Origin of the sequence: Oceanicaulis sp. LC35, assembly GCF_052055585.1 — a bacterium.
Lineage (GTDB): Bacteria > Pseudomonadota > Alphaproteobacteria > Caulobacterales > Maricaulaceae > Oceanicaulis.
This window is the reverse complement of record NZ_CP170485.1, coordinates 1,039,301-1,061,374: the sequence shown is the minus strand read 5'-3', so window position 1 is coordinate 1,061,374 and position 22,074 is coordinate 1,039,301. Positions and strand designations below refer to the sequence as shown.

Genomic DNA, 22,074 nt, shown 5'->3' with positions numbered 1-22,074 from the left:
GTTTCGCGCTCCCTTTCGGAAAAACAAATCCAGGGGAGAGATCATGAGCCAATCGGTCAAAGACGCGCTGCACACGCGCATTTCCACACGCGCCTTTCTCGACAAGCCGGTGCCTGAAGCCGAGCTGCGCGCCGTGATCGACGACGCCCGCTTTGCTGCGTCCGGCGGCAATCTTCAGCCCTGGAAGGTCGTCGCGGTGACAGGCGATGCGCGTCAGCGGGTGATAGACTCGGTCTCAAAGAAGCTCGCCGAGAACCCGTTCGACGACGAGGCCGCCTTCCCGGTCTATCCAGAAAAGCTCTGGGAGCCCTATCGCTCACGTCGCTACGAGCTGGGCGAGGACATGTACGCGCTGATGGGCGTGCCGCGCGAGGACAAGGCGGGGCGCCTGAACTGGCTGATGCAGAACTATCAGTTCTTCGGCGCGCCAGTGGGATTGTTCTTCCTGATTGATGAGCGGATGAACCCCAATCAATGGGCGCATCTGGGCATGTTCATGATGAGCCTCGCCCTCGTGGCGGAAGAACGCGGCCTCGCCACCTGTTTTCAGGAAGCCTGGACGCCGCATTGCAAGACTGTCGGGCAGGCGCTGGGCGTCGAGAGCCCCGATCAGGTCTATTGCGGCATGGCGGTTGGCTATGCCGATCCGGACGCGCCCGTGAACACGCTGCGCTCCAAGCGCGCGCCGGTGGACGAGATTGCGCGGTTTGAGGGCTTCTAGAGCGACACGCCGCAGGTGAAACTACCGTCGCACGCGCTGGTGATCACAGCAAAATAGGCCAGCACGGCGACCACCCAGATCACAGGCACGAAAAAGACCAGCCGTACGCCTGTCCTAGGCGCCTTGAAGAACACAAAGCTGATCCATCCCAAGATCAGCCCCGCCGCCGCCATGACGGGGCCTGCGGACAGGAACAGGAAGGCGGCGAGCGCGGCCTTGTCCACATGATCCTGGCTGAGCACCTGGGAGAAGGTCATGAGGTTGGGCAGATAGAGGCCAAAACTCACAAAGCCGATGACGACTGCGAGCAGCGTCGCAAGCCCCATCAGAATCACGGTCAAAACCGTGTAGGTTTTCGGCGCGGGTTCGTCCGCCATATCGCGCATGCAGTTTCCCCCGTTTTCGGGCCCCAATGATCGGGAGCATCCCCATGACCTTGTCCGTCGCTTCGTGGAACGTCAACTCGATCAAGGCGCGTCTGCCCAACGTCCTCGACTGGCTCAGGGAGGCAAGCCCGGATGTGGTCTGCCTTCAGGAGATCAAGACGGTGGATGAAGGCTTCCCCCGGCTGGAGATCGAAGAGCTGGGCTATAATGTCGAGACGGTGGGGCAGAAGACCTATAACGGCGTCGCCCTGCTCTCAAAGCGGCCCATCGAGGAGATCAGCCAGCGCGCCCTGCCCGGCGACGCGGAAGACGAGCAGGCCCGATACATTGAAGCGGTGATCAGCGCTGACAGCGGCCCGGTCCGCGTCGCCTCGATCTACCTGCCCAATGGCAATCCCGCGCCCGGCCCCAAATACGAGTACAAGCTCAACTGGATGAAGCGCCTGAAGGCGCATGCCCGTTCGCTGCTGGCGTTTGAAGAGCCAGTGATCCTTGCAGGCGACTACAACCTCATACCCCGCGACAGCGATGTGCATGACGCCGCCGCCTGGGAGGGCGATGCGCTGATCCGTCCTGAAAGCCGGGACGCATTCGCCGAGATTCTGTGGCTAGGCTATTCAGAAGCCTTCCTGCAAGCCGATGGCCGGGCGCACCAGTACACCTTCTGGGATTATCAGGCAGGCGCCTGGCAGAAGAATAACGGCATTCGTATTGACCATCTCCTGCTCAGCCCGCAAGCGGCGGACCGTCTGAAATCGGTCGAAATCGCCAAAGATGTGCGCGGCAAGGAAAAAGCGTCTGACCACGTGCCGTTCGTGGGCGTGTTCGACCTGTGAGCCAGCCTTCCCAAACCCTCGCCGCCATCACCTATCTCGTGGCGGATTATGATGAGGCCATTGACTGGTTCACGCGCGCGCTCGGCTTCACTCTGATCAGCGATCAGGATCTGGGTGAAAGCAAACGCTGGGTCGAGATCGGCGCTGGCGACGGCGGCGTGACGCTTCTGCTGGCCAAGGCCAAAGGCGTGCAACAAGTCGCGGCCATCGGCGCCTGCGCCGGCGATCGGGTCGGCTTCTTCCTGCACACGACCGAGTTCGAGACCAAACGCGCGCAGATGGAGCGCGAGGGCGTGCGTTTTGAGGAAGACACGCGGTACGAACCCTACGGCAAGGTCGCGGTGTTCCGCGATCTTTACGGCAATCGCTGGGACTTGCTGGAGCCTAAGCCTGCGGGCTGACGCCGCCGCCTTCGCTGGCGGGCTCCAGAACCGTATGAATGATATCGTCGATCATCGAGAATTCGCCGTGCAGCGTTGCGATGCGTGACTGATCGGTCAGCGGCTTGAACATGGAGCCGGCTTCAAACTTGTTGCCGGTCTCGGCCACAATCAGCAGCTCGCCGCGGCCTGCGCCCTCGCCCAAATTCTCGTCAAAGACGCATCGGACATTCTTGCCCTTGAGCACGCTTTCAAGCTTCAGGAGCCGCTCCATGAAGGACGGCGTCAACAGATAGCGCGCCATCACCTGATCGGTGCCATAAACCTCGAACGCCTTCTCGAAGGTTGGATCCACGAGCCCGACCCGCTCGAGTTTCTTGCCGCTGAACGTCTTCTTCGCCCAGCCTTCCAGTGCGTTGAACATGCCCGCATCCCGCTTGACCAGCGTGACGCCCTCCACCGTGCGGGGAAAGTTGATGCGGATCAGGACACCGCGGAACACCGTGACGTAATAGGTGCGGTTCTTGGTGCGGCGGCGCTGTTCAAGATGGGCTTCATAGAGGTCGAAATCGGCGCCATGAACCTCGCCGGAAAACAGGTCTTCAAAGCTTTTGCGGTCCGAGGTCGGCACCAGATCATGCTCTCGGAACGCATCAAAGCGGATCGGATTATGAACTTCCGCGCGATAGCGCATGCCGAACGCCTCGGCGAAGCGGTCATTAAGCCCGGCCTTTACGGTTTTGCGCAGCTTGTTGAGGCGATGACTGCCCCAGGCCATAAGCCCGATGAAGATGACCACGCCGCCCACAAACATGACAGGCACGGGCCAGGACGCCGCATAGCAAACCAGTACCCAGGCCGCAGCGCCGGCAGCGCCCAGCGCCAGGCCTTTATAGCTTTGCGCCACTGCGGATTTGCGTTCGCTCTCCAGCCCCTCCAGCCAGGGGGTCAATTCTGCAATCGCCTGGGTCAGGTCACGCATGGGTCAGCTCGTCGTCATCAGTCTTCAAGGGCAAAACAAAACGGGCGCCGCGATACGGCGCCCGTCTGTATATCAGAAGTCACGCAGGGCCGATCAGCGGCCGCGGCGCGCAATCCGTTCGATCTCGGCCTGGACCTTCTCTTCCACGATGGAAGGCAGGTTCTCGTCCAGCCACTGCTTGAGCATCGGACGCATCAGTTCGCGCACAATGCCTTCAAGCGTCTGGCCCTGCTGGGAAGAGACCCGCAGGTTTTCAGACAGCGCTGCGAACATGCCAGCAGCGGCGGAAGCCGGGGCCGCGTCGATCAGAGCGTCTTCCGGTTCGTCTTCAGGCTCGGCTTCAAAGACAGGTTCCGGCTCGGGTTCGGGCTCAGGCTCGCGGTCCATGATCATCAGATCATCGGCCACATCCATGGGCTCATCTTCATCTTCGACGCGCTCGGTCAGTTCCAGCGCATCGTCCATGTCCATTTCAGGTTCCGGCTCGGGCTCGGGTTCAGCGTCGAACTCGACTTCAGGCTCGGGCTCGGGTTCCGGCTCCGCCTCGAACTCGGGTTCGGGCTCGGGAGCGGGCTCCTCGACCTCGGCTTCGGCCTCTTCAGCCTTCGGCTCTTCTTCGTCTTCGTTAATGATACGGCGGATGGAGGCGAGAATTTCCTCCATCGTCGGTTCTTGGTCGGTATCCTGAGCCATAGAGACGTCCTTCGTCCGTCGAGGGGTAAACGGCGGCACACAGGTTAGGCGCGGCAAGCCTTAGCTGTCCAGCGCCCATCCTTGATTTCCAAGGTCTAATTCCAGGGCGTTAAGTCGAAGTTAGTGCCACGCGATTGCTCAAAACGCGACCGAACGTCCTCTGCATCGACCGGCAGGCCGAGGCTCTGGGCGTCGAGCTGGCCCATCGCCTGAAGCAAGGCATAGCTGGCCACGGTGAGATCCCGTTCGGCGCGCACAAGCTCCAGACGGGAATTAAGCAATTCCTGTTCAGCGTTAAGCACGTCCAGCGTTGTGCGCAGACCCACCAGCGCTTCCTGCTCGACGCCTTCAAAGGCGATTTCGTTGGCGCGAACCGCCTCACGGCTCGATTCGATCACGGCCAGCGCCGCCAGATAATTGTTCCAAGCGTTCGTCGCGCCCTCGATCACCTGCCGGCGGATCGTCAGGCCGGACAGGCGGGCCTGATCGGCCGCCGCACGCGCCTGGCGTACACTGGACTGGTTCAGACCGCCGGTGAAAATCGGCATGGTCACGTTCGCGGTGATGGACGCACTGCCGCGCCCCTGCCCCGAGAAATCGCTTTCCCGACCTTCAGAGACGGAAGCCCGCAAACCGACTTCGGGCAGCTGGGCGCCGCGCGCGACGCGGACGGCATACTCGGCCGCCTGTTCGGAATACTGGGCCGCCAACAGATCGGGATTGCTGTTGATCGCGACTTCGGCCGCATCTGCAAACTCTTCCGGCGCCTGTTCAGCCGGGCCCGTATTGACGGGCTCGACCGGCTCGACACCGGTCACGGCGGCATAACCGGCGCGAGACGCCGCCAGCGCGGCCTGGGCCGCCGACAGCTGGGCGCGAGCGCCCGACAGGCGCGCCTCGGCCTGGGCGACGTCCGTACGAGTGATCTCACCCACTTCGAAACGATCGCGCGCCGCGCGAAGCTGTTCGGCCAGAACCTCGACGTTATTGCTGCGGATGGCGACGACCTGCTGATCGCGCACCACATTCATATGGGCGCTGACCGCATCCAGAAGCACCGATTGTTCCGTGGAGCGCAGTTGCTGGCGCGCCGCTTCGATCCGTGCCAGGGAGGCGTCGATATTGCCGCGCGTGCGGCCGCCGCGATACAGGGACTGGTTCAGCGTCAGGCCATAGCTGGAGCTATCGCTTTCCTGAGCGCCGCCCCAGGTTTCCACCGTCTCGCCGACAGAACCGGATGCTGACAGGCTGGGGAGCAGTCCGGCGCGCGCCTGGAAGTAGCCTTCCTCGGACTGGCGCAGGCTGGCCCGCTGGGCGCCCAGCCGGGGGTTGGATTCATAAGCGGCGACGAGCGTTTCGGTCAGCGATTGCGCCTGCGCCAGTCCCAAGGGCGCTAGACCTGCTGACAGAACCGACAGTGCGGCGGCGCACAGAAAACGTTTCATGGGGCGTCCCTCTTGACCATCCCTTGCGCAAAAACGCGCAATCCCGACACGCCTTCTTATACGGCGCGCGGCGTGCGGTGTACGGTGCAAAATGTCACCCTCGCCATACGGTTCTGTAACGTACCGCGTCAGAAGGCGAATTTTGCTTCCGGCTCGAAACCCGGCAGATAGGGCGCGGTCGTGTCGAACACATTCCGGTCACCCACAGAGTTCTGCGCTTTGGTATAGATACGCGCCTGACCCACCGATCCGTCGCGCACGATGACAGCCAGACGACCGCCGACCGCCAGCTGGTCCAGCCAGGCCTGAGCCGGCTCGGCGACGGAACCATTGACGATGATCACATTGAACGGGCCCTGCCCCGGCACGCCCTTGGCCAGATCGCCCTCAACCACCACAGCATTGTCCGCTTCAATGGCGTTCAGCGCGTCGGTTGCTTTCTCCGCCAGCCCGAGATCTTTCTGCTCGAGCCCCACGACGGTCTCGGCCATGCGCGACAGGACAGCGGTGGAGTATCCCCGGCCGCACGCCACATCGAGGACCACGTCCGTCCGGCGGATGTCAGCGGCCTGGATCAGCTTGGCCAGATCGCGCGGGGTCAGCATGAAGCGACCTTCGGCGACCCGGGCTTCGATATCAGCATAGGCTTTCGCCGACTGCGACTTGGGCAGGAAGCGCTCACGCGGAATGTCCGCCATCGCGTCCTGGATACGATGATCAGTCACATCGTTCGGACGAATCTGGCTGTTGACCATGGCGAGGCGGGCAGTGTCGAATTCGGACATGGCGCGACGGCGTCCCCTTGTTGAATCTGCGGGCCGCTTATATCGCGCCCCGTTTCAGACCTGCAAGGCCAAGTCACGCCCCTGCGGCGCCAGGCCACTGCATTATTGTACAGCGCAAGCTGTCAAAGCCCGCTCAAAGCGCGTTGCGGGCGCCCTCGCGCTTTTGTATAGATGCCGTCCCACCACAGGACGGCGCTATGGCGGAGTGGTGACGCAGCGGATTGCAAATCCGTGTACCCCGGTTCGATTCCGGGTGGCGCCTCCACCCTTTCCCATACATTCCCCCCTCGGGGGTTATTCAAAGGTTGCGGACTATTCCGCAGCCTGCGCGTGCGGGTGTTCCAGCACGCCCGCCTTCACCAGTTCCGGCTTGAGCCGTCCCGTGAAGGCCAGCGCCGTCATCCGGTAATCGCTGATGAAGGACCAGAACGGGTGAATGAAGGTCGCCGGCTTGTTACGTTCGATAAAGGCGTGACTGACCCAGGCGAAACCGTACCCCGTCAGCGGCCACAACAGAATCGCCCACCAGGTTTGCGTGATGAGCGCCGCGAGAAGAATCGCGGTACCGATAAGCGTGCCTGCATAGTGCATGTATCGCGTACCCGCCTCGGCGTGTTCACGAAGGTAAAAGGGCCAGAACTCTTGATAACTGGCGCTGCGCTCGGCCATGACGACCTCCCCGTCTGCTTTGTTTTAAAGGCAAAGTAGCACACTGACAGACGTTCTGCGAGCAGATCGGCCCTGTGGGAAAATGTGGAGAATTTCCATTAACGTTAGGCCGTTGTTAACTCCCGACTCAGTATTTGTTTACTCGTCTTCCTTCGAAGACACCCCACCATCCACCCAATGCCTTTTCGGGAGCTTCCGGGCTCCCGATTTTTTTGCCTGCTCCACGGCGAACTGAAACGAAACTGCATCGGGCTGCACACAGCCGCTTGATCGTCTCAGGCGCCATGGATATACACACCACCTCATCGCTGATGAGTGTTCCTCGGTAGCTCAGTTGGTAGAGCAAGCGACTGTTAATCGCTGGGTCGGCGGTTCGAGCCCGTCCCGAGGAGCCATCAGCGGCGATGACCTTTCACTGAAGTGTGAGCAGCCAGCCCCGCCTTGATCATCAAGGCGGGGCTGCTCGCATTTGGGATTACCTCTCCCCCGCCATCGCGCAAAAGAAAAGGCGCGCTCGACGCGCCCCTCTCTTCAGTCCCGTTCAGACAGGCCTGAGCCTAGCTGACCATGCGCACCGAATCCGTCGGCGCATCCCAGGGCAAATGGTGCTCCTTGAGCACGGCCATATTGTCCGCAGAGATGATTCGCGGCTTTGATTCGTAGCCGAGCAGATCAGACGGCTCCATGTCGGTGTTCCGGGCCAGGAGCAGTATCTCCGCCGAGGTGAAGTTGGACATGCCGCGCGCCAGCTCTTCGCCAGCCTCATCATAGATGTGCAGCACATCGCCCTTGTTGAACTCGCCCTGCACGGACACCACGGCTTCACGGCCGATATCGGTGCGATCCTTGCGCAGCTTGACGGCGGTCTCCTCGTCCACGACCAGGCCGCCGGCCTGCTGCAAGCGGTCCGTCAGCCAGATCGCCCAGGAGCTGTCCGGATCGCCCAGCGCCACGCATTTGGTGTGGCGACGCTCATCCTTGAGCAGGGCTGACACGGGACGATCCACCTCGCCCTGACCGATAATGGTCTCAACCCCGGCATTCTGGGCCATATTGGCGGCGCGCATCTTGGTCAGCATGCCGCCAGTGCCCAGCGCACTCACCGAGCTCGTGACCTCGAGATATTCAGACACATCCTCGACCACCGGAACGTGCTGGGCGCCCTCGTCTTCCGGGTTGCGGTCGTAAAGACCGTCAACACTGGTCAGAATCACCAGCTGATCGGCCTGGACCATCTGGGCCACCTTGGCGGCCAGGCGGTCATTATCGCCCACCTTCAGCTCCTGGGTGGTCACCGAGTCGTTCTCGTTCACGATCGGCATGACGCCATGCTCGATCAGGCGCGTGATGGTGTTCTTGGTGTTCAGGAAGCGCCGGCGATCCTCAAGATCATCCAGCGTCACCAGCACCTGCGCGATATCAAAACCGTATTCAAGGGCGATCTGCTTGTAGGCGTTCATCAGGAGGGGTTGCCCGCAAGCGGCCGCCGCCTGCTTGTCCAGAAGGCCGGCCTCTTCAGGCGCGACTCCAATTGTCGACAGACCGATCGCCACCGATCCTGACGAGGTCAGGACGACATCTATGCCCTCGTCGCGCAACCGGGCGACATCCTCCATCACCCCGTGCATGAAGGCGTAGCGCAGGGTGAGATGCTCCTCGTTCGCGAGCAGCGATGAGCCGATTTTAACAACGACGCGTTGGCGATCTGACAAAACAATACCTCTCCTGTGACGCGGCGCAGTATGCCGCTCAGACGCAGGAAACATACTTTTTGTTCGAAAGATTTCAAGGGCAGGCCCCGTGAATTTCCAGCCCCGATAAAGCCTCATAAAAGCGTAGTTTACGGGAAGTTTCAGCCTCTAAACTGTGCATCGAGTTGAAATAGCTTGCTTCGTCATCTAAATGATGCGGCGTCGCGTCATACTGGATTGACGCACATGTGTTGCACAGCAGAGACGGAGGCATCGTGCGCTGGAATTTGATTATGGTCGGATGCGGAAACATGGGCGGCGCCCTGCTTTCGCGGTGGATCAAGCTCGGCGGCGTCGGAGTGACGGTCGTCGACCCTGGCGAACCCAAACTGCCCCTCGGGGCGAAATGGGTGAAGTCAGTGGAGGATCTGCCTCAGGATGAGCGTTTCGACGCCATGATCCTGGCCGTGAAGCCCCAGCTGATCGATGTCGCCATCCCGCCCGCCGCCAAATTCCTCAAGGAAACGGGTTGTGTGGTGTCCATCGCCGCCGGCGCGTCCGCTGCGAAGGTCTCCGAAGCCGCTGGCGGCGTGAGCGCGCTGCGCCTGATGCCGAACATGCCCGCCCGCGTGGGGCGCGGCGTCAGCGGCCTCTATGCCGATGACCGCGCCACCAAAGACCACAAGGAGCTCGGAACCATCCTGGGCGAAGCCGTTGGGCAAGCGATCTGGCTTGATGAGGAAGACCAGATCGACCGCATCACCGCCGCCGCGGGCAGCGGCCCGGGCTATGTGTTCGAGTTCGCCCGCACCTATCAGAAAGCGGTCGAAGCTCAGGGCTTTGACCCCAAGGATGCGCGCCGCCTCGTCATCGAGACGGTCGCGGGCTGCATGGCCCTCGCCCTTGAAGACGAAGCCGGGTTCGAGGACCTGCGCAATTCGATCATGAGCAAGGGCGGCACCACCGCTGCGGGCGTGAACGCCCTGAATGGCGACGGCGTGCTTGATGAACGTCTCAACGCCGCGCTCAACGCCGCCTATTCGCGCGCGGTTGAACTGCGCTGATCAGCTTTAACTCGCCCGCCCCCGATAACAGACGCTACAAAGGAGCCAGCCACCGTATGACCGCTGTTCTCAGCCGGATGAAAGACATGACCGACACCCAAGACGTCACCGCCTATGTGAATGAGCTGGGCCGTCGCGCTGCGACCGCCGCCCGCTCGCTCGCCTCTGCCTCGACCGAGCGCAAGAACAAGGCTTTGACCGCCGCCGCCCAGGCCCTTCGCGACAATTGCGGACGGCTGCTGGAGGCGAACGCCAGGGATGTCCAAAGCGTCAAGGCTGCTGGCAAGCCCGCCGCCTTCATTGACCGTCTGATCCTGGATGATGAACGGGTGGGCGCGATCGCGGATGCGCTGGAAAAGATCGCCGAGCTGCCCGATCCGGTCGGTCGCGTGCTGCATACGACCGAGCGCCCGAACGGGCTGACCATCGAACGGGTCGCAACGCCGCTGGGCGTGATCGGCATGATCTATGAGAGCCGCCCCAATGTGGGCGCGGACGCCGGCGCACTCTGCCTGAAATCAGGCAACGCCGTCATCCTGCGCGGCGGTTCTGAAAGCCTGAACTCGACCCGCGTCATCGTCGAATGCCTCGCCAAGGGTCTGGAAGCGGCGGAGCTGCCGCTCGATTGTATCCAGATGATCGACACCACGGACCGCGACGCCGTGCAGGCGCTTCTGACCTGCGCCGATTACGTGGATCTGGTGATCCCGCGTGGCGGCAAGGGCCTTGTCTCGCTGGTGCGGGATCAGGCGCGCGTGCCGACCCTGCTGCATCTGGATGGCAACTGCCACACCTATGTCCACGCGGCGGCGGACCTCAGCAAGGCGGCGGCGATCGTCAAGAACGCCAAGCTGCGCCGCACCGGCATTTGCGGCGCCACAGAGAGTCTTGTGGTCGATCGCAGCATCGCCAAAGACTTCCTGCCGATGGCGATGGACGCCCTGGGCGATTGCGAAGTGCGCGGCGAAGCCGAAGCGCGCGAGATCGACTCCCGCATCAAGCCCGCGACCGATGAGGACTTCTATACCGAGTTTCTCGACACCATCCTGTCGCTGAAGCTGGTGGACGGCCCCGATGAGGCCATCCCCTTCGTGACCGAGCACTCTTCAGCCCACACGGACGCCATCGTCACCGAAGACGCGGGCGTGGCCGAGCGCTTCCTTAACGAGATCGACTCCGCTGTGGTCATGCACAACGCCTCCACCCAGTTCTCTGATGGCGGCGAGTTCGGCATGGGCGCGGAAATCGGCATTGCGACGGGTAAAATGCACGCGCGCGGACCAGTGGGGCTGGAGCAACTGACCAGCTTCAAATACCGTGTCCGCGGCAACGGCCAGACCCGGCCGTAAGCCCAAAAACATAGATTTATCGAACCTTTTAACGCGTTCACTCGGGGGCCATCATGCAAGTTGAAGCGCTTGTATCGCTTGGTGCGTATTTTGTTCTGATGCTGGGCATCGGGCTATACGCCTACAAGAAATCCACGGACGACGTGTCCGGCTACATGCTGGGCGGGCGTCAACTTCACCCCGCCGTCGGCGCCCTGTCCGCAGGCGCGTCCGACATGTCGGGCTGGATGCTAATGGGCTTGCCGGGGGCGGTCTATGTCTCTGGCCTTGGCGCGGCGTGGATCGCCGTGGGCCTCGTCATCGGGGCGTACTTCAACTATCTGCTCGTGGCGCCCCGGCTGCGCGTCTACACCGAGGTCGCAGACGACGCGATCACCATTCCGGACTATTTCGAGAAACGCTTTCACGACAACACGCGTGTGCTGCGCATCCTGTCGTCGGTGGTGATCGTGATCTTCTTCACGCTCTACACCTCGTCCGGCGTCGTCGCGGGCGGCAAGCTGTTTGAGGCGAGCTTCGGCCTTGATTACCGCCTCGGCCTGTTCGTGACGGCGGGGGTGGTGATCGCCTACACCCTGTTCGGCGGTTTCCTGGCGGTCAGCCTGACCGACTTCGTGCAGGGCGTGATCATGTTCATTGCCCTTGTGATGGTGCCCATCGTCGCCTTCACCCAGCTGGGCGGGCTGGGCGAGATCCTGGCGACGACCCGCGCCGCTTCAGACGCACCGCACTACATGTCGATGATACCCGACCCGCTCACATCCATGAGCATACTGGGCATCATTTCGGCGATGAGCTGGGGTCTTGGGTATTTCGGCCAGCCGCACATCATCGTGCGTTTCATGGCGATCCGCACCCTCAAGGATGTCGCCGTGGCGCGGTGGATCGGCATGAGCTGGATGATCGTCACGGTCATCGGCGCGGTGCTGACCGGCATATTCGGCCTCGCCTTCGTCACCCAGAACGGCGCGGTGATCGAAGAGGCCCATATCGAGTTCACCGATCCCGAAACCATCTTCATCCTGATGAGCCAGATTCTATTCCACCCGCTGGTGGGCGGCTTCCTGCTGGCGGCGATCCTGGCGGCGATCATGTCCACGATCTCCAGCCAGCTTCTGGTGTCCTCAAGCTCGCTGACGGAAGACTTTTACAAGACCTTCCTGCGCCGCAACGCCAGCCAGAAGGAACTGGTGCTGATCGGCCGTCTGTCGGTGCTGGTCGTGTCGCTGGTGGCCATTGCGCTGGCGTTTGACCGCTCCAGCTCGATCCTCGATCTGGTGTCCAACGCCTGGGCCGGTTTCGGCGCCGCCTTCGGCCCACTGATCCTGTTCAGCCTGTATCGCCGCAATATGAGCCGCTCCGCCGCCATCGCCGGCATGGTCACGGGCGCTCTCGTGGTGCTGTTCTGGCTCTATGCGCCGATTTCCATCGATGGCAATTCGCTGTCCTCGATCATGTACGAGATGGTGCCGGGCTTCATCGCCTCCACTCTCGCCATCCTGATCACGGACGCCGTCACCAAACCGCCGCGCGGCAAGGTGAAAGAGCAATACGACGCTATGGAAGCGCATATCGAAGAACACGGCTAGGCGCTTCGCCCTGCCTCGTTCAGCAAAACGCCGGCCTCTCATGGGGCCGGCGTTTTCGTATGAGCCGTCAAAAAATTTGATGCCGCGTCAGTCCGCCACATTGAAGAGATCGGCGCTGGACCTCATATCAGTTATCAATTATCAAAACTGATAATGAGTAAGGCGAAAATGACTATCGGACGTGCAGTCACCCTTCTCGCGGGAACCATGGTTCTCGTATCGCTGCTGCTGTCTCAGCTCTACAGCCCGTACTGGCTGCTGCTGACAGCGTTCGTGGGCCTGAACCTGGTTCAGTCCAGCTTCACCGGCTTTTGTCCCGCCGCCATGATCTTCAAGGCCATGGGGGTGAAGCCTGGCGGCGCCTTTTCCTAGAAGGTTCGCCCCAGTCGTCAGGCGAGAAGCCCCGGCGTCCCCAGCGCCGGGGTTTTTCTTTGTCTGGGTCTGAAGAGCTGATCAGCTCTTGCTGTCGCGCACCTTGGTGATGCCCAGCATGTCCAGCATCATGCGCTCATAGAAGGGTTCACTGACCCCGCGGCGCATCTTGCCCATGAAATATCCTTCAAAGGCGGCTTTCGCCATGTGCACCCAGCGCCCTTCCAGCGCCCAGTTCACATTGCGCGGCGGGATCTGCGGCATGGCCACAAACGCCACGCCGCCATCGCCGAAATCCGCGATGCAGACCGCATTCCAGGTGGATTCATGCTTCATGGGGCGCCCGTCGATCAGGGCGCGAATGTTCTGCGCCGCCGCCCGCACCATGGATTCAATCATGAAGCCCGTCTTCGGCACGCCCACAGGCACCGGATAGCTGGCGATCGGGGGAATGGCGACACACACGCCGACCGAGAAGATGTTCGGCCAGTTGGGGTTCTGCTGATGGCGGTCCACCAGCACGAACCCCTTTTCATTCACCAGCCCCTCAACACCAAAGACCGCATCCACGCCCTTGAAGGCCGGCAGAACCATGGAATGCTTGAATGGCAGGGCGTGGGTTTCAACAACCTCGCCTTTACGGCCCACCTCTTCCACATGCATCAGGCCTGCTTCCACCCGGGTGATGCGGGCGGATGTGATGAATTTGATCGAGCGCTGACGCAGCTCATGCTCAAGCAGGCCCTTGGTGTCGCCCACCCCATCCAGGCCCAGATGGCCGATATAGGGTTCGGACGTCACGAAGGTCATGGGCACCTGATCGCGAATCTTCTTGCGGCGCAGATCGGTTTCCAGAGTGAAGACATGTTCATAGGCCGGGCCGAAGCAGGACGCGCCCTGAACCGCACCAACGATTACCGGCCCCGGATCGGCCAGCAGACGCTGCCAGTCTTCATGCGCGGTCTCGGCATGGTTCACATGGCAAACCGACTGGGTATGCCCGCCATGCGGGCCCAGCCCTTCAATGGCGTCAAAGTCGAGCTTGGGCCCTGTCGCGATGATCAGATAGTCATAGCGAACGCTCTCGCCATTGCTCAGCGCGACTTCATTGCGGTCGGGATGAACCTTGCTGGCGGCGGAATGGATAAAGCCGATCCCGCGCTTTTTCAGCAGCGGCGCCAGCTCGATCTTGATCTGCTCGGCGTCTCGCCACCCCACCGCCACCCAGGGGTTGGACGGGGTGAAGTGGAATGTCGCGGAGTCACTGATCACCGTGATGGTGTCCGTCTTGCGCATCTGTTCACGCGCTTCGAAGGCCATGGGCAATCCACCCAGACCCGCACCCAGGATAACGATATCAGCCATGCTGCTCCTCCCGTTGATGCAGCCTCTCTTGCGGAGGTCTGTTTTCTGGCGGTCAGCATCGACCCGATGGCCTCTACCCGCCATAAGGCAGATAGTCGCATATCAATTATCAAAAGTGTATAATTTAAAAGGACCCCCCCAGGTGGAAGAAGACGCCGCCCGCCCCCTCCTCACCGATGGCGCCGCCCAGAATGACCGGGCCCAGCAGGGTGTCCACACCCAGATAGAGCGCGCCTGAATAGGTGGCGCCCGCCTCGCCCGGCCCCAGAATATCAAGCTCCACATGAGCCGCTTCCAGGAGGACGCCGACATAGACCGGCACGTTGAACAGGGCGCCGGCCTGGTCCAGCCGCTCATAGGCTTCCAGAGAGCCATAGACATAGGCGTTCGTCGGAATGGCGTTCTGGGGATAGGCGGAGATGGACCGGAAGCCCCCGAGCGAGATCAGATCCACCGGGTCATCATTGTCATTCTGGACCGCGCCCGTTCGGAACCCGGCCAGAAGCGTTCCATCGCCCAGCTCGAATGTGCGCAGCGCAGAGGCTTCAAGCTGGATGGTGTCCGAGCCGTCATCCCCGATGCTGTAAAGCTGATACACCTCACCACTCAGGGCGACGCCCCGGGTGGGCCAGCTCACATGGTCCAGTGTATCCACCCGCAACCCGCCGCCGAAGCCGGCCAGCGTGTAGACCACAGGATCGATGTCCCCCAGCAGGGACACCTTGGTCTCTGTGCGGCCCCGGCGCACTTCGCCGCCCGCATAGATCACGCCCCAATCACCCAGCTCACGACCAAACCGCAGACGCCCGCCCGCCTTCTGGTCCCAGAATTCGCCCAGCCGCAAATCGCCGATATTGAGCGGGATCTCCTCCCCTTCGTAGTACAGGCTCGGCTCATAAAAATATCGCCCGGCCGCCCCGAAGGGCTGCTGCAGGACGGCTTCAAGCCCGTTGGTCGTCCCAAGCTCCATGGACAGGCTGAAATTTCCGCCCCTATGCGAGAACGGGCGCCGGGAATAGCGCGCCAGCACGGAGAAGGTGGAATCGCCCTCAAACGTGTTCGACAGACGCACCCCGCCTTCCAGCTGACTGCGCCCGATATCGCGCTCATCCACCATCAGCACGAGCCCATGCGTGTCCTGCGCGAGATCGGCTTCGCCCAGCGCGCCGAATGCCGTCAGGGCGTTCAGACGACGCCTCAGCACCGCTTCATCATCTTCCAGCGCCGGGCGCACATTGGCGCGTGCACTCAAGAGCGTGTCGTTGAGCGCGGTATTGTTGACCACCCGCAGGTCCGCATCCGCCATCTGGGCAGGATGGGTGCGCGCCAGCACGCGGGCCCGGGAGGGCGCAGCAATCGCGGCGATCTCCCGCAACCGGGCCTCCTGGGCGCGCGCCGCCGCCTGACCTGAGGCCACGCCATGCGGGGCGCGCTCAAAGGCCGTGGTGCTCAGCCCGTCCAGCGACGGGGTCAGAAGAAGGTCATCCGCATCAAGATGGGAAACGTCTTCCTGCCGATTGCGCCAGACCGAAACGCGGATCAGCTGCTGCATCGTATCTGCAAGGCTGGGCGAGGCTGTGGGCGCAGGCGGTTCGACCGTGGTGTCGATGGCGATGATGATGTCGGCGCCCATAGCCTGCGCCATGCGCACCGGCAATTGAGCCGCCATGCCGCCATCCACATAAAGCGCGCCCTCGATCTCGCGCGGCTGGAAGGCGCCGGGCACGGCCATGCTCGCCAGCATGGCCTGCACCAGATCACCTGAGGACAGGGCCACCGCTTCACCTGTGGCGAAATCCGTCACCACAGCGCGATACGGGATCGCCAGGGCGTTGAAGTCCGCATCCATGGGCACATGAAAGGTCAGCTCGCGAAAATGCCGACGCAGACCGCGCATCGACCGGATTCCCCCGGGCAGACGCACACCGTCATCGCCCAGCCCGATCAGTGCGCCGGTCAGATAGTCTGATGAGCGTTCGGACTGCAGATAGGACTGGTCCTCGCGCGGCGGGCGCCCGCTGAACACCTCGGCCCAGTCGGTATAGGTGAAAATGTCCTCGATCTCGGCGGCCGAATAACCCGCGGCGTATAGCCCGCCAACCACGGCGCCCATGGATGTGCCCACCACGCAATGGATCGGCACGCCCAGCGCCTCGATTTCCTTGAGCGCGCCCACATGGGTGCTGGCGAGCGCGCCGCCGCCGCTAAGCACCAGCGCCACGTCCGGCCCGTCCGCGTCGTCAAAATCACAGGCGAACACAGACGCCGACGCAGACGCCGCCAGCATCAGGCCGCCCAAAGCGGCCTTGAGAAAAGAGGTCATCATTCGCCCATGTCCCGGTCAGAGCCTGCGTCCCGTCAGGCCAAGCGGTTCTTATGCACGAATGGGTCGAAAAAACGACCTGCCAAATACCCGGCGAATTACGCCAGCTCACCCGCCTCGGCCTGGCGTCTCCACATGGAGGCGTAGCGCCCCTCCTGACCGAGCAGCGCCATGTGATCGCCCTGCTCCACCACATGGCCATCCTCCAGAACGATGATCTGATCGGCCTTGGCGATGGTGGACAGACGGTGCGCCACGGCGATGGTCGTCCGCCCGCGCGCCGCTTCGGCCAGCGCGGCCTGAACCTCGCTCTCGGTTTCGGAATCCAGCGCCGAGGTCGCTTCATCGAGAATGAGGATGGGCGGGTTTTTCAGGATCGCCCGGGCGACGCCGACCCGTTGCTTCTCACCACCGGACAGTTTCAAACCGCGTTCGCCGACCCGGGTCTCAAGCCCTTTGGGAAGGGAGCGGACAAACTCGCCCAGCCGGGCGCGCTCCACTGCATCCCACAAGGCGTCCTCATCCGCTTCGGGCCAGCCATACAGGATGTTCTCCCGCAAGGTATCGTTGAACAGGACCACATCCTGCGGCACCAGCCCCAGCGCATTGCGCAGGCTCGACTGGGTGACGCCCGCGATGTCCTGCCCGTCAATCAGCACACGCCCTTCATCAGGATCATAAAAACGGAACAGAAGGCGCAGCAGCGTGGATTTGCCCGCGCCCGACGGTCCGGCGAGGCCCACAAAGCTGCCCGGCGCAATCTCGAAACTGACATCGGACACAGACCGGTCACGGCCATCATGAGCAAAGCTAACGCCTTCAAACCGGACGCCGCCCCCCTTGAGCGCCAGCGCGGGCGCATCGGGCTTGTCAGCCACTTCAGGCTTGAGCTTGAGGGTCTGGAACAGGCGTTCGAGATCCACGCTCGCCTGTTTGATCTCGCGATAGGCCCAGCCCAGAATGTTCAGCGGCTGATAGACATTCATCAGCATCAGCGTCAGGGCGGCGACATCGCCGGCCTCCAGCTGGCCATTGAGCACCTTGAAGGCGCCCGTCAGCGCCACCGCCAGCAGGCCGCCATTCATGATCGCGGCCTGAGCCGCGTTCAGCCCGGCGAGGCTCTGCTGAGACTTTGAGGCCGCCTCGGCATAACGCGTCTTGGCCGCGTCAAACCGGTCCGCCTCGCGCTGTTCAGCGGCAAAGGCTTTCACTGTCTCAAAATTGGTCAGGGTATCCACAGCGCGGGCGTTCACCTCGGTGTCCGCCTCGTTCATCTGACGGCGCAGCTTCACCCGCCATTCGGTCATCAGCCCGGTCACCACGGCATAGGCGATGACCGCCACCACGATGATCACCGAGAACGCCCAGCCATACAGAACCGCCGCCACGACCGCCGCCAGCACCAGCTCGACCAGCGCAGGCAGGATGTTGAAGACCAGAAAGCGCAGCAGGAAATCGACCGCGTTGGCGCCGCGATCAATGATGCGGTTCATCGCGCCGGTGCGCTTGGTCTGATGAAAGCTCAGCGACAGGGTCTGCACATGCGCAAAGCCCTGCACGGCGGTCAGGCGCTGCGCGTCCTGGGAGACGGGGGCAAAGATCGCGTCGCGCAGTTGCGGCGCCCCGGTCGAGGCGAAGCGCAACAGGCCATAGGCGAGAAACATCAGCGCCGCAGAACCGAACAGCCCCATCGCCAGTGCGCCATCCACGGCGCCCCGGGTCAGAACGTTCACCCCCTCGCCAAAGGCGATCGGCGACGCCACCGCGAAGCCCTTGGACGCCAGCGTGATGAGAAAGGCGATCGCCATGCGTGGGCGCCAGCGCCGCATGTCGTCAGAGGCCAGAATGGCGAGAAGGCGTGAAATGGCCTCCCCCAGACGCCCTTCGGGTGCGGGGCCTTCTGTGGGATTGGCGGAATCGTGATGTCGCATGAAGCCCTATTTAGGGCGAGGTGCGGGGCGGCACCATGCCGCCCCGGCGCCTTATTGCCGGGAGTCGTCTCCGGCCTCATCGCCCGGCGCGTTGAAGACCTGGCCGGGATAGATGAGATTGGGGTCGCGGATCTGATCGCGATTGGCTTCGTAGATCACCGTGTACTGCAGACCTTCGCCATACAGACGACGGGCGATCCGCCAGAGCGAGTTGCCCGGCTGCACAATGACACGGCCCGATTGCTGGGCGGCGCGCGCCGCTTCGGGCTCGGCCCGTTCGAACGGCAGGACGATGACAGCCGTCACGCGGCCGTCTTCATCCAGCTGGTCCACCTGCAGGTCATAGACGCCCGGCGCAAATGCAGATCCGGCGCGGATCACCCAGCGCCCGGCATCATCCGCCGTGGTGCGGCCCACCACATCGCCATTGGCCAGAACCCGCACATCAGAGCCCGGATCCGCCCGACCGGCGAAGATCACGGCGCCGCTGTCATCATAGTCCACGGTGGACAGCGACAGCGGGCCTACAGTCAAGCCATCAAACGGCCCCTGCAGGACACGGCTCGCCTCACCCGGACGCCCGAGCACCACAAGCGGGGTTTCATCACGGCCTTCCGGTACAGAGACCACAACGACCTGATCGGAGCGGATTTCCTGACCGGCGGGCGTGATCATCAGAAGCGACAGCTCAACCGAGCCGGCGGGCAGCGGACGATCCACGATCATCACCCATTCGCCGGCATTATCGATGGAGACGCGGGAGATTTCCTCTTCCCCCACCATCAGCACGACTTCAGAGCCCGGGGCGCCGCGGCCTGCGATGACTGCAGTGCCGCGCGGATCCACGCGCACAATATCGAAGGTGGGCGGGATCAGCGCTGAAGTCTCCTGGCTCGACTGGGCCGGTGACTGGGCCGGTTGCGTGGCGGCAGGCGTGTCGGGCGCGCCGATCACACCGGGACCGGGACGCATGACAATGAAGATCGCCGCCGCGGCGACGGCGATGATCAGCAGGGCTGTGGCAATCAGAAAGGACCGCGTTGCGGCCATGAGCGTACTCCTCACGTTCTGACGGGTCGGCACTGCTATGCAAGCCTCGCGCCGAATGCGCCATCTTGGTAATGCTGAACGTCTCGTCTGTACGTTTCAATCCGCGTTTGCAGACTTTATCGAAAATTTGTGAGGCGAAAATGCGGAGCATCTGCGTATTTTGCGGATCGAGCGAGGGCAGTGACGCCCGATTTGCAAAACTGGCTGAAGACACGGGCCGCGCCATCGCCCGCAAAGGGCTTCGACTGGTCTATGGCGGCGCTGAGTCGGGGCTTATGGGCCGACTGGCCCGGGCCGCACTCGAAGAAGGCGGCGAGGTTCTGGGCGTCATCCCCGAATTCCTGATTCCGCTGGAAGGCCTGCAAGAAGGCGTCGAGCCGCGCATCACCGCCACCCTCGCCTCCCGCAAGGCCATCATGGTTGAAGAAGCGGACGGCTTTCTCGTCCTGCCGGGCGGCGCGGGCACGCTCGAAGAAATCTTCGACATGATCATGTTGCGCCAGCTGGGCCGCCACGAGAAACCCGCCGCCTTTCTGGATGCAGAGTTTTGGGGACCTCTGGAAACCCTGCTCCTGAAAGTGGTCGACGCCGGATTCGCTCAAGACAATGTGATCCGCACCATCAGCTTTCACGCGGAGCCGGACGCCGCCATCAACCGCCTTGAAAGCGAGTGGACGGCCTAGCCCAGCTCGGCGGTGCAAATCAGGCGTCCCGCCTCATCCTCGATCTGTAAGGACGCGAACACCGGAGTATCGGGTGAACCGCTGATCACAGTCTGACCGGGACGCAGTGTGTCCAGTTCTGGCGCGGGGCCAGACGGGGACGCCAGATCAAGACGCGCCAGCCGCCATTGATCCGCCGGACGATCTTCAAGATCGCCGGACTGCTCCATCATCATTGCAGGACCACCTGCCTGCAGAGACCAGCGCCCGACCAGACCGGGCGCCGCTTCGGCGATGAGCGCGCGTCCGGTATCGGTTTGCATCAGGCTGAGCGCACAAGGCGATGGCGCTTTGGCGTCAGAGCCGGCGACCGTCTCAGATTGCGCATGGGCGCAGGCCGCCACGAGGCCGACAGAGCCGGAGATCGCCAGAATTATGGATGTCATACGCATGGCTGTTCCTCCTGTTTGGGGGTGTCGGCCGACGCCGGGAGCCGGCCGTCTCACACATTTTTCACGTCATGACCTAGAAGCCGCCCTGAATGACGAGGGTCACATTGCCTGACCCGGTCTGGCGCACATCGGTGAACTGGCCACGGCCGATCTGGATGACGCCCAGCGCATTGTTGGAGCCTTCCTGGCTGGTAATGGCCTGATGCCCCTCGCCAATCTGGGCGACACCGACCACATTGCCGTAGCCTGACTGCGAGCTGAAGGCGTCGTTGAGCCAGCCTTCCTGACCGATGACGACACGGTTGCGGCGGCCCTGCTGGTTGAGGCCGGCCTGATTGTCGCCGCCCTCCTGGGAGACCTGCGCACCATTGCGCGTGCCGTCCTGCAAGGTGGAGATGAACTGGCGCACGCCGCGCTGTTCAAGGCTCAGCCGGTTGCGATGACCGTCCACGCGAGCGGCCAGCTCATTGGCGTAACCGGACTGACGGATTTCGATGGAATTGCGTGACTGGGCGTGTGCGGTCGGCGCCAGCGCGAGGACGGTCAGACCGAGGCCAGCAGCGAAAAGCGAGCGTTTGAGCATGGAGTGTCTCCCTTTCAGATCGGACATCAGCGTCCGTGACAAGGAGAGACTGGCAGAGGCTTGCTGAACCCGAATGGAAAAGCCTGTTCAGCTTCAATTGATTGAGCTGAACAGGCCATTCACTGACGGGGCGAATTCAAGGCGACGGGCTATTCAGTCCGGCTCGCCATGGGGATCGAAGACATCCTCGATCTTCGCCTCGAAGGCTTCGGCGATCTTGAAAGCCAGCGACAGGGACGGGTCGTGCTTGGAGGTCTCCACCGCATTGATCGCCTGGCGCGAGACGCCGACCCGCTCACCGAGATCCGCCTGGGACCAGCGCCGCTCCGCGCGAAGTACTCGGATACGGTTCTTCACTGGTAGCGCCTTTTCACGAAGATCTGCGCGATGCCCGATACGGCGATGAAGGCGGGCAGATACCAGACCTCATAAATCCCGGGCCAATCGGTCACGCCGCGCAGCATGCCGTAGGTGAAGCTCGCCACCGCCACCACGATCGCCCCGATCAGGGTGGATTCCAGCACGATGCGGGCCTGCACCTCATCCATGGCCCGGACAAAGGCGATGATCGTTCCGATGCATGCGATGACTGGCAGGACAGGCAGAAGGCTGAGGACAATGCGGAGCGGCTGACTCAGTTCCAGATGGTTGTCAGCCCAGACGGCGCCGAACAGCAGGACCATATAGGCGCCCATCACAATCAGCATACGCCGCATATAGGTCTTCGCGGCAGGGGTCATGGTCAT

General features: G+C 62.6%; 23 protein-coding genes and 2 tRNA genes. 10 read left to right on the top strand and 15 right to left on the bottom strand.

Annotated elements, in window-relative coordinates:
- Positions 1-43 precede the first annotated feature (43 nt).
- Positions 44-721, top strand: a complete 678-nt coding sequence (locus ACFELO_RS04980; protein WP_440959466.1) for a nitroreductase — start codon at positions 44-46, stop codon at positions 719-721.
- Here the strand turns inward: ACFELO_RS04980 and ACFELO_RS04975 are convergent.
- On the bottom strand, positions 718-1,107 hold the full coding sequence (locus ACFELO_RS04975) for a hypothetical protein (RefSeq protein WP_440959465.1): 390 nt from the start codon (positions 1,105-1,107) through the stop codon (positions 718-720). The genes ACFELO_RS04980 and ACFELO_RS04975 overlap by 4 nt on opposite strands.
- A gap of 44 nt (positions 1,108-1,151) precedes the next feature.
- Here ACFELO_RS04975 and xth point away from each other — a divergent pair, with 44 nt between their 5' ends.
- Positions 1,152-1,943 (top strand): exodeoxyribonuclease III, encoded by a 792-nt coding sequence (gene xth, locus ACFELO_RS04970; RefSeq protein WP_440959464.1) that lies wholly within the window; start codon positions 1,152-1,154, stop codon positions 1,941-1,943.
- Positions 1,940-2,344 (top strand): VOC family protein, encoded by a 405-nt coding sequence (locus ACFELO_RS04965; RefSeq protein ID WP_440959463.1) that lies wholly within the window; start codon positions 1,940-1,942, stop codon positions 2,342-2,344. The genes xth and ACFELO_RS04965 overlap by 4 nt, the downstream gene beginning before the upstream one ends.
- Here the strand turns inward: ACFELO_RS04965 and ACFELO_RS04960 are convergent.
- The 4 genes from ACFELO_RS04960 to ACFELO_RS04945 form a co-directional block, all read right to left on the bottom strand.
- On the bottom strand, positions 2,328-3,305 hold the full coding sequence (locus tag ACFELO_RS04960; protein WP_440959462.1) for a DUF3137 domain-containing protein: 978 nt from the start codon (positions 3,303-3,305) through the stop codon (positions 2,328-2,330). The genes ACFELO_RS04965 and ACFELO_RS04960 overlap by 17 nt on opposite strands.
- 93 nt (positions 3,306-3,398) lie before the next feature.
- Complete coding sequence (locus ACFELO_RS04955) at positions 3,399-3,998, bottom strand: DUF2497 domain-containing protein (protein ID WP_440959461.1); 600 nt, start codon at positions 3,996-3,998, stop codon at positions 3,399-3,401.
- Positions 3,999-4,093: 95 nt separating this feature from the next.
- A complete protein-coding gene (locus ACFELO_RS04950) occupies positions 4,094-5,443 on the bottom strand; it encodes a TolC family outer membrane protein (RefSeq protein WP_440959460.1) in 1,350 nt (449 codons plus the stop codon).
- Between the two features lie 128 nt (positions 5,444-5,571).
- The gene (locus ACFELO_RS04945) at positions 5,572-6,228 is read right to left on the bottom strand and encodes a protein-L-isoaspartate O-methyltransferase family protein (protein ID WP_440959459.1); all 657 of its coding nucleotides are present in this window, start codon (positions 6,226-6,228) and stop codon (positions 5,572-5,574) included.
- 191 nt (positions 6,229-6,419) lie between these two features.
- On the opposite strand from ACFELO_RS04945, the gene ACFELO_RS04940 reads away from it, so the two are divergent.
- Positions 6,420-6,493 (top strand) — tRNA-Cys (locus ACFELO_RS04940).
- Between the two features lie 47 nt (positions 6,494-6,540).
- Here the strand turns inward: ACFELO_RS04940 and ACFELO_RS04935 are convergent.
- Positions 6,541-6,897 carry an Mpo1-like protein gene (locus tag ACFELO_RS04935; protein ID WP_440959458.1) on the bottom strand — a complete coding sequence of 119 codons (357 nt, stop codon included), beginning with the start codon at positions 6,895-6,897 and terminating at the stop codon, positions 6,541-6,543.
- A 319-nt stretch (positions 6,898-7,216) separates the two neighbouring features.
- Here ACFELO_RS04935 and ACFELO_RS04930 point away from each other — a divergent pair.
- Positions 7,217-7,292, top strand: a tRNA-Asn gene (locus tag ACFELO_RS04930).
- Between the two features lie 162 nt (positions 7,293-7,454).
- Here ACFELO_RS04930 and proB read toward each other — a convergent pair.
- On the bottom strand, positions 7,455-8,609 hold the full coding sequence (gene proB, locus ACFELO_RS04925; protein WP_440959457.1) for a glutamate 5-kinase: 1,155 nt from the start codon (positions 8,607-8,609) through the stop codon (positions 7,455-7,457).
- Positions 8,610-8,881: 272 nt separating this feature from the next.
- Here proB and ACFELO_RS04920 point away from each other — a divergent pair, with 272 nt between their 5' ends.
- The 4 genes from ACFELO_RS04920 to ACFELO_RS04905 all read left to right on the top strand — a co-directional run bounded on the left by ACFELO_RS04920 (position 8,882) and on the right by ACFELO_RS04905 (position 12,962).
- On the top strand, positions 8,882-9,652 hold the full coding sequence (locus ACFELO_RS04920) for a pyrroline-5-carboxylate reductase family protein (RefSeq protein ID WP_440959456.1): 771 nt from the start codon (positions 8,882-8,884) through the stop codon (positions 9,650-9,652).
- Between the two features lie 56 nt (positions 9,653-9,708).
- On the top strand, positions 9,709-11,001 hold the full coding sequence (locus tag ACFELO_RS04915) for a glutamate-5-semialdehyde dehydrogenase (RefSeq protein ID WP_440959455.1): 1,293 nt from the start codon (positions 9,709-9,711) through the stop codon (positions 10,999-11,001).
- Between the two features lie 53 nt (positions 11,002-11,054).
- Positions 11,055-12,590 (top strand): sodium/proline symporter PutP, encoded by a 1,536-nt coding sequence (putP, locus tag ACFELO_RS04910; RefSeq protein ID WP_440959454.1) that lies wholly within the window; start codon positions 11,055-11,057, stop codon positions 12,588-12,590.
- Positions 12,591-12,758: 168 nt separating this feature from the next.
- Entirely contained in the window at positions 12,759-12,962 is a 204-nt protein-coding gene (locus tag ACFELO_RS04905) for a YgaP family membrane protein (RefSeq protein WP_440959453.1), read from the top strand.
- Positions 12,963-13,043: 81 nt separating this feature from the next.
- Here ACFELO_RS04905 and ACFELO_RS04900 read toward each other — a convergent pair whose 3' ends face one another.
- From ACFELO_RS04900 to ACFELO_RS04885, 4 genes are all read right to left on the bottom strand, one after another.
- A complete protein-coding gene (locus ACFELO_RS04900; RefSeq protein ID WP_440959452.1) occupies positions 13,044-14,327 on the bottom strand; it encodes an NAD(P)/FAD-dependent oxidoreductase in 1,284 nt (427 codons plus the stop codon).
- A 124-nt stretch (positions 14,328-14,451) separates the two neighbouring features.
- Positions 14,452-16,653 carry a patatin-like phospholipase family protein gene (locus ACFELO_RS04895; protein WP_440959451.1) on the bottom strand — a complete coding sequence of 734 codons (2,202 nt, stop codon included), beginning with the start codon at positions 16,651-16,653 and terminating at the stop codon, positions 14,452-14,454.
- A gap of 95 nt (positions 16,654-16,748) precedes the next feature.
- On the bottom strand, positions 16,749-18,581 hold the full coding sequence (locus ACFELO_RS04890; RefSeq protein ID WP_440959450.1) for an ABCB family ABC transporter ATP-binding protein/permease: 1,833 nt from the start codon (positions 18,579-18,581) through the stop codon (positions 16,749-16,751).
- Positions 18,582-18,632: 51 nt separating this feature from the next.
- Entirely contained in the window at positions 18,633-19,631 is a 999-nt protein-coding gene (locus tag ACFELO_RS04885) for a LysM peptidoglycan-binding domain-containing protein (protein ID WP_440959449.1), read from the bottom strand.
- Positions 19,632-19,771: 140 nt separating this feature from the next.
- Here ACFELO_RS04885 and ACFELO_RS04880 point away from each other — a divergent pair, with 140 nt between their 5' ends.
- Positions 19,772-20,314, top strand: a complete 543-nt coding sequence (locus tag ACFELO_RS04880; protein ID WP_440959448.1) for a TIGR00730 family Rossman fold protein — start codon at positions 19,772-19,774, stop codon at positions 20,312-20,314.
- Here ACFELO_RS04880 and ACFELO_RS04875 read toward each other — a convergent pair.
- The 4 genes from ACFELO_RS04875 to ACFELO_RS04860 form a co-directional block, all read right to left on the bottom strand.
- Positions 20,311-20,745: a hypothetical protein gene (locus ACFELO_RS04875; protein WP_440959447.1), complete on the bottom strand. Its 435-nt coding sequence runs from the start codon at positions 20,743-20,745 to the stop codon at positions 20,311-20,313. The two genes, ACFELO_RS04880 and ACFELO_RS04875, sit on opposite strands and share 4 nt — an antisense overlap.
- Before the next feature lie 73 nt (positions 20,746-20,818).
- A complete protein-coding gene (locus ACFELO_RS04870; protein ID WP_440959446.1) occupies positions 20,819-21,328 on the bottom strand; it encodes a curlin-associated protein in 510 nt (169 codons plus the stop codon).
- Between the two features lie 153 nt (positions 21,329-21,481).
- Positions 21,482-21,685, bottom strand: a complete 204-nt coding sequence (locus ACFELO_RS04865; protein WP_009801282.1) for a helix-turn-helix transcriptional regulator — start codon at positions 21,683-21,685, stop codon at positions 21,482-21,484.
- On the bottom strand, positions 21,682-22,074 hold the full coding sequence (locus ACFELO_RS04860; RefSeq protein ID WP_440959445.1) for a hypothetical protein: 393 nt from the start codon (positions 22,072-22,074) through the stop codon (positions 21,682-21,684). Before ACFELO_RS04860 ends, ACFELO_RS04865 begins: the two co-directional genes overlap by 4 nt.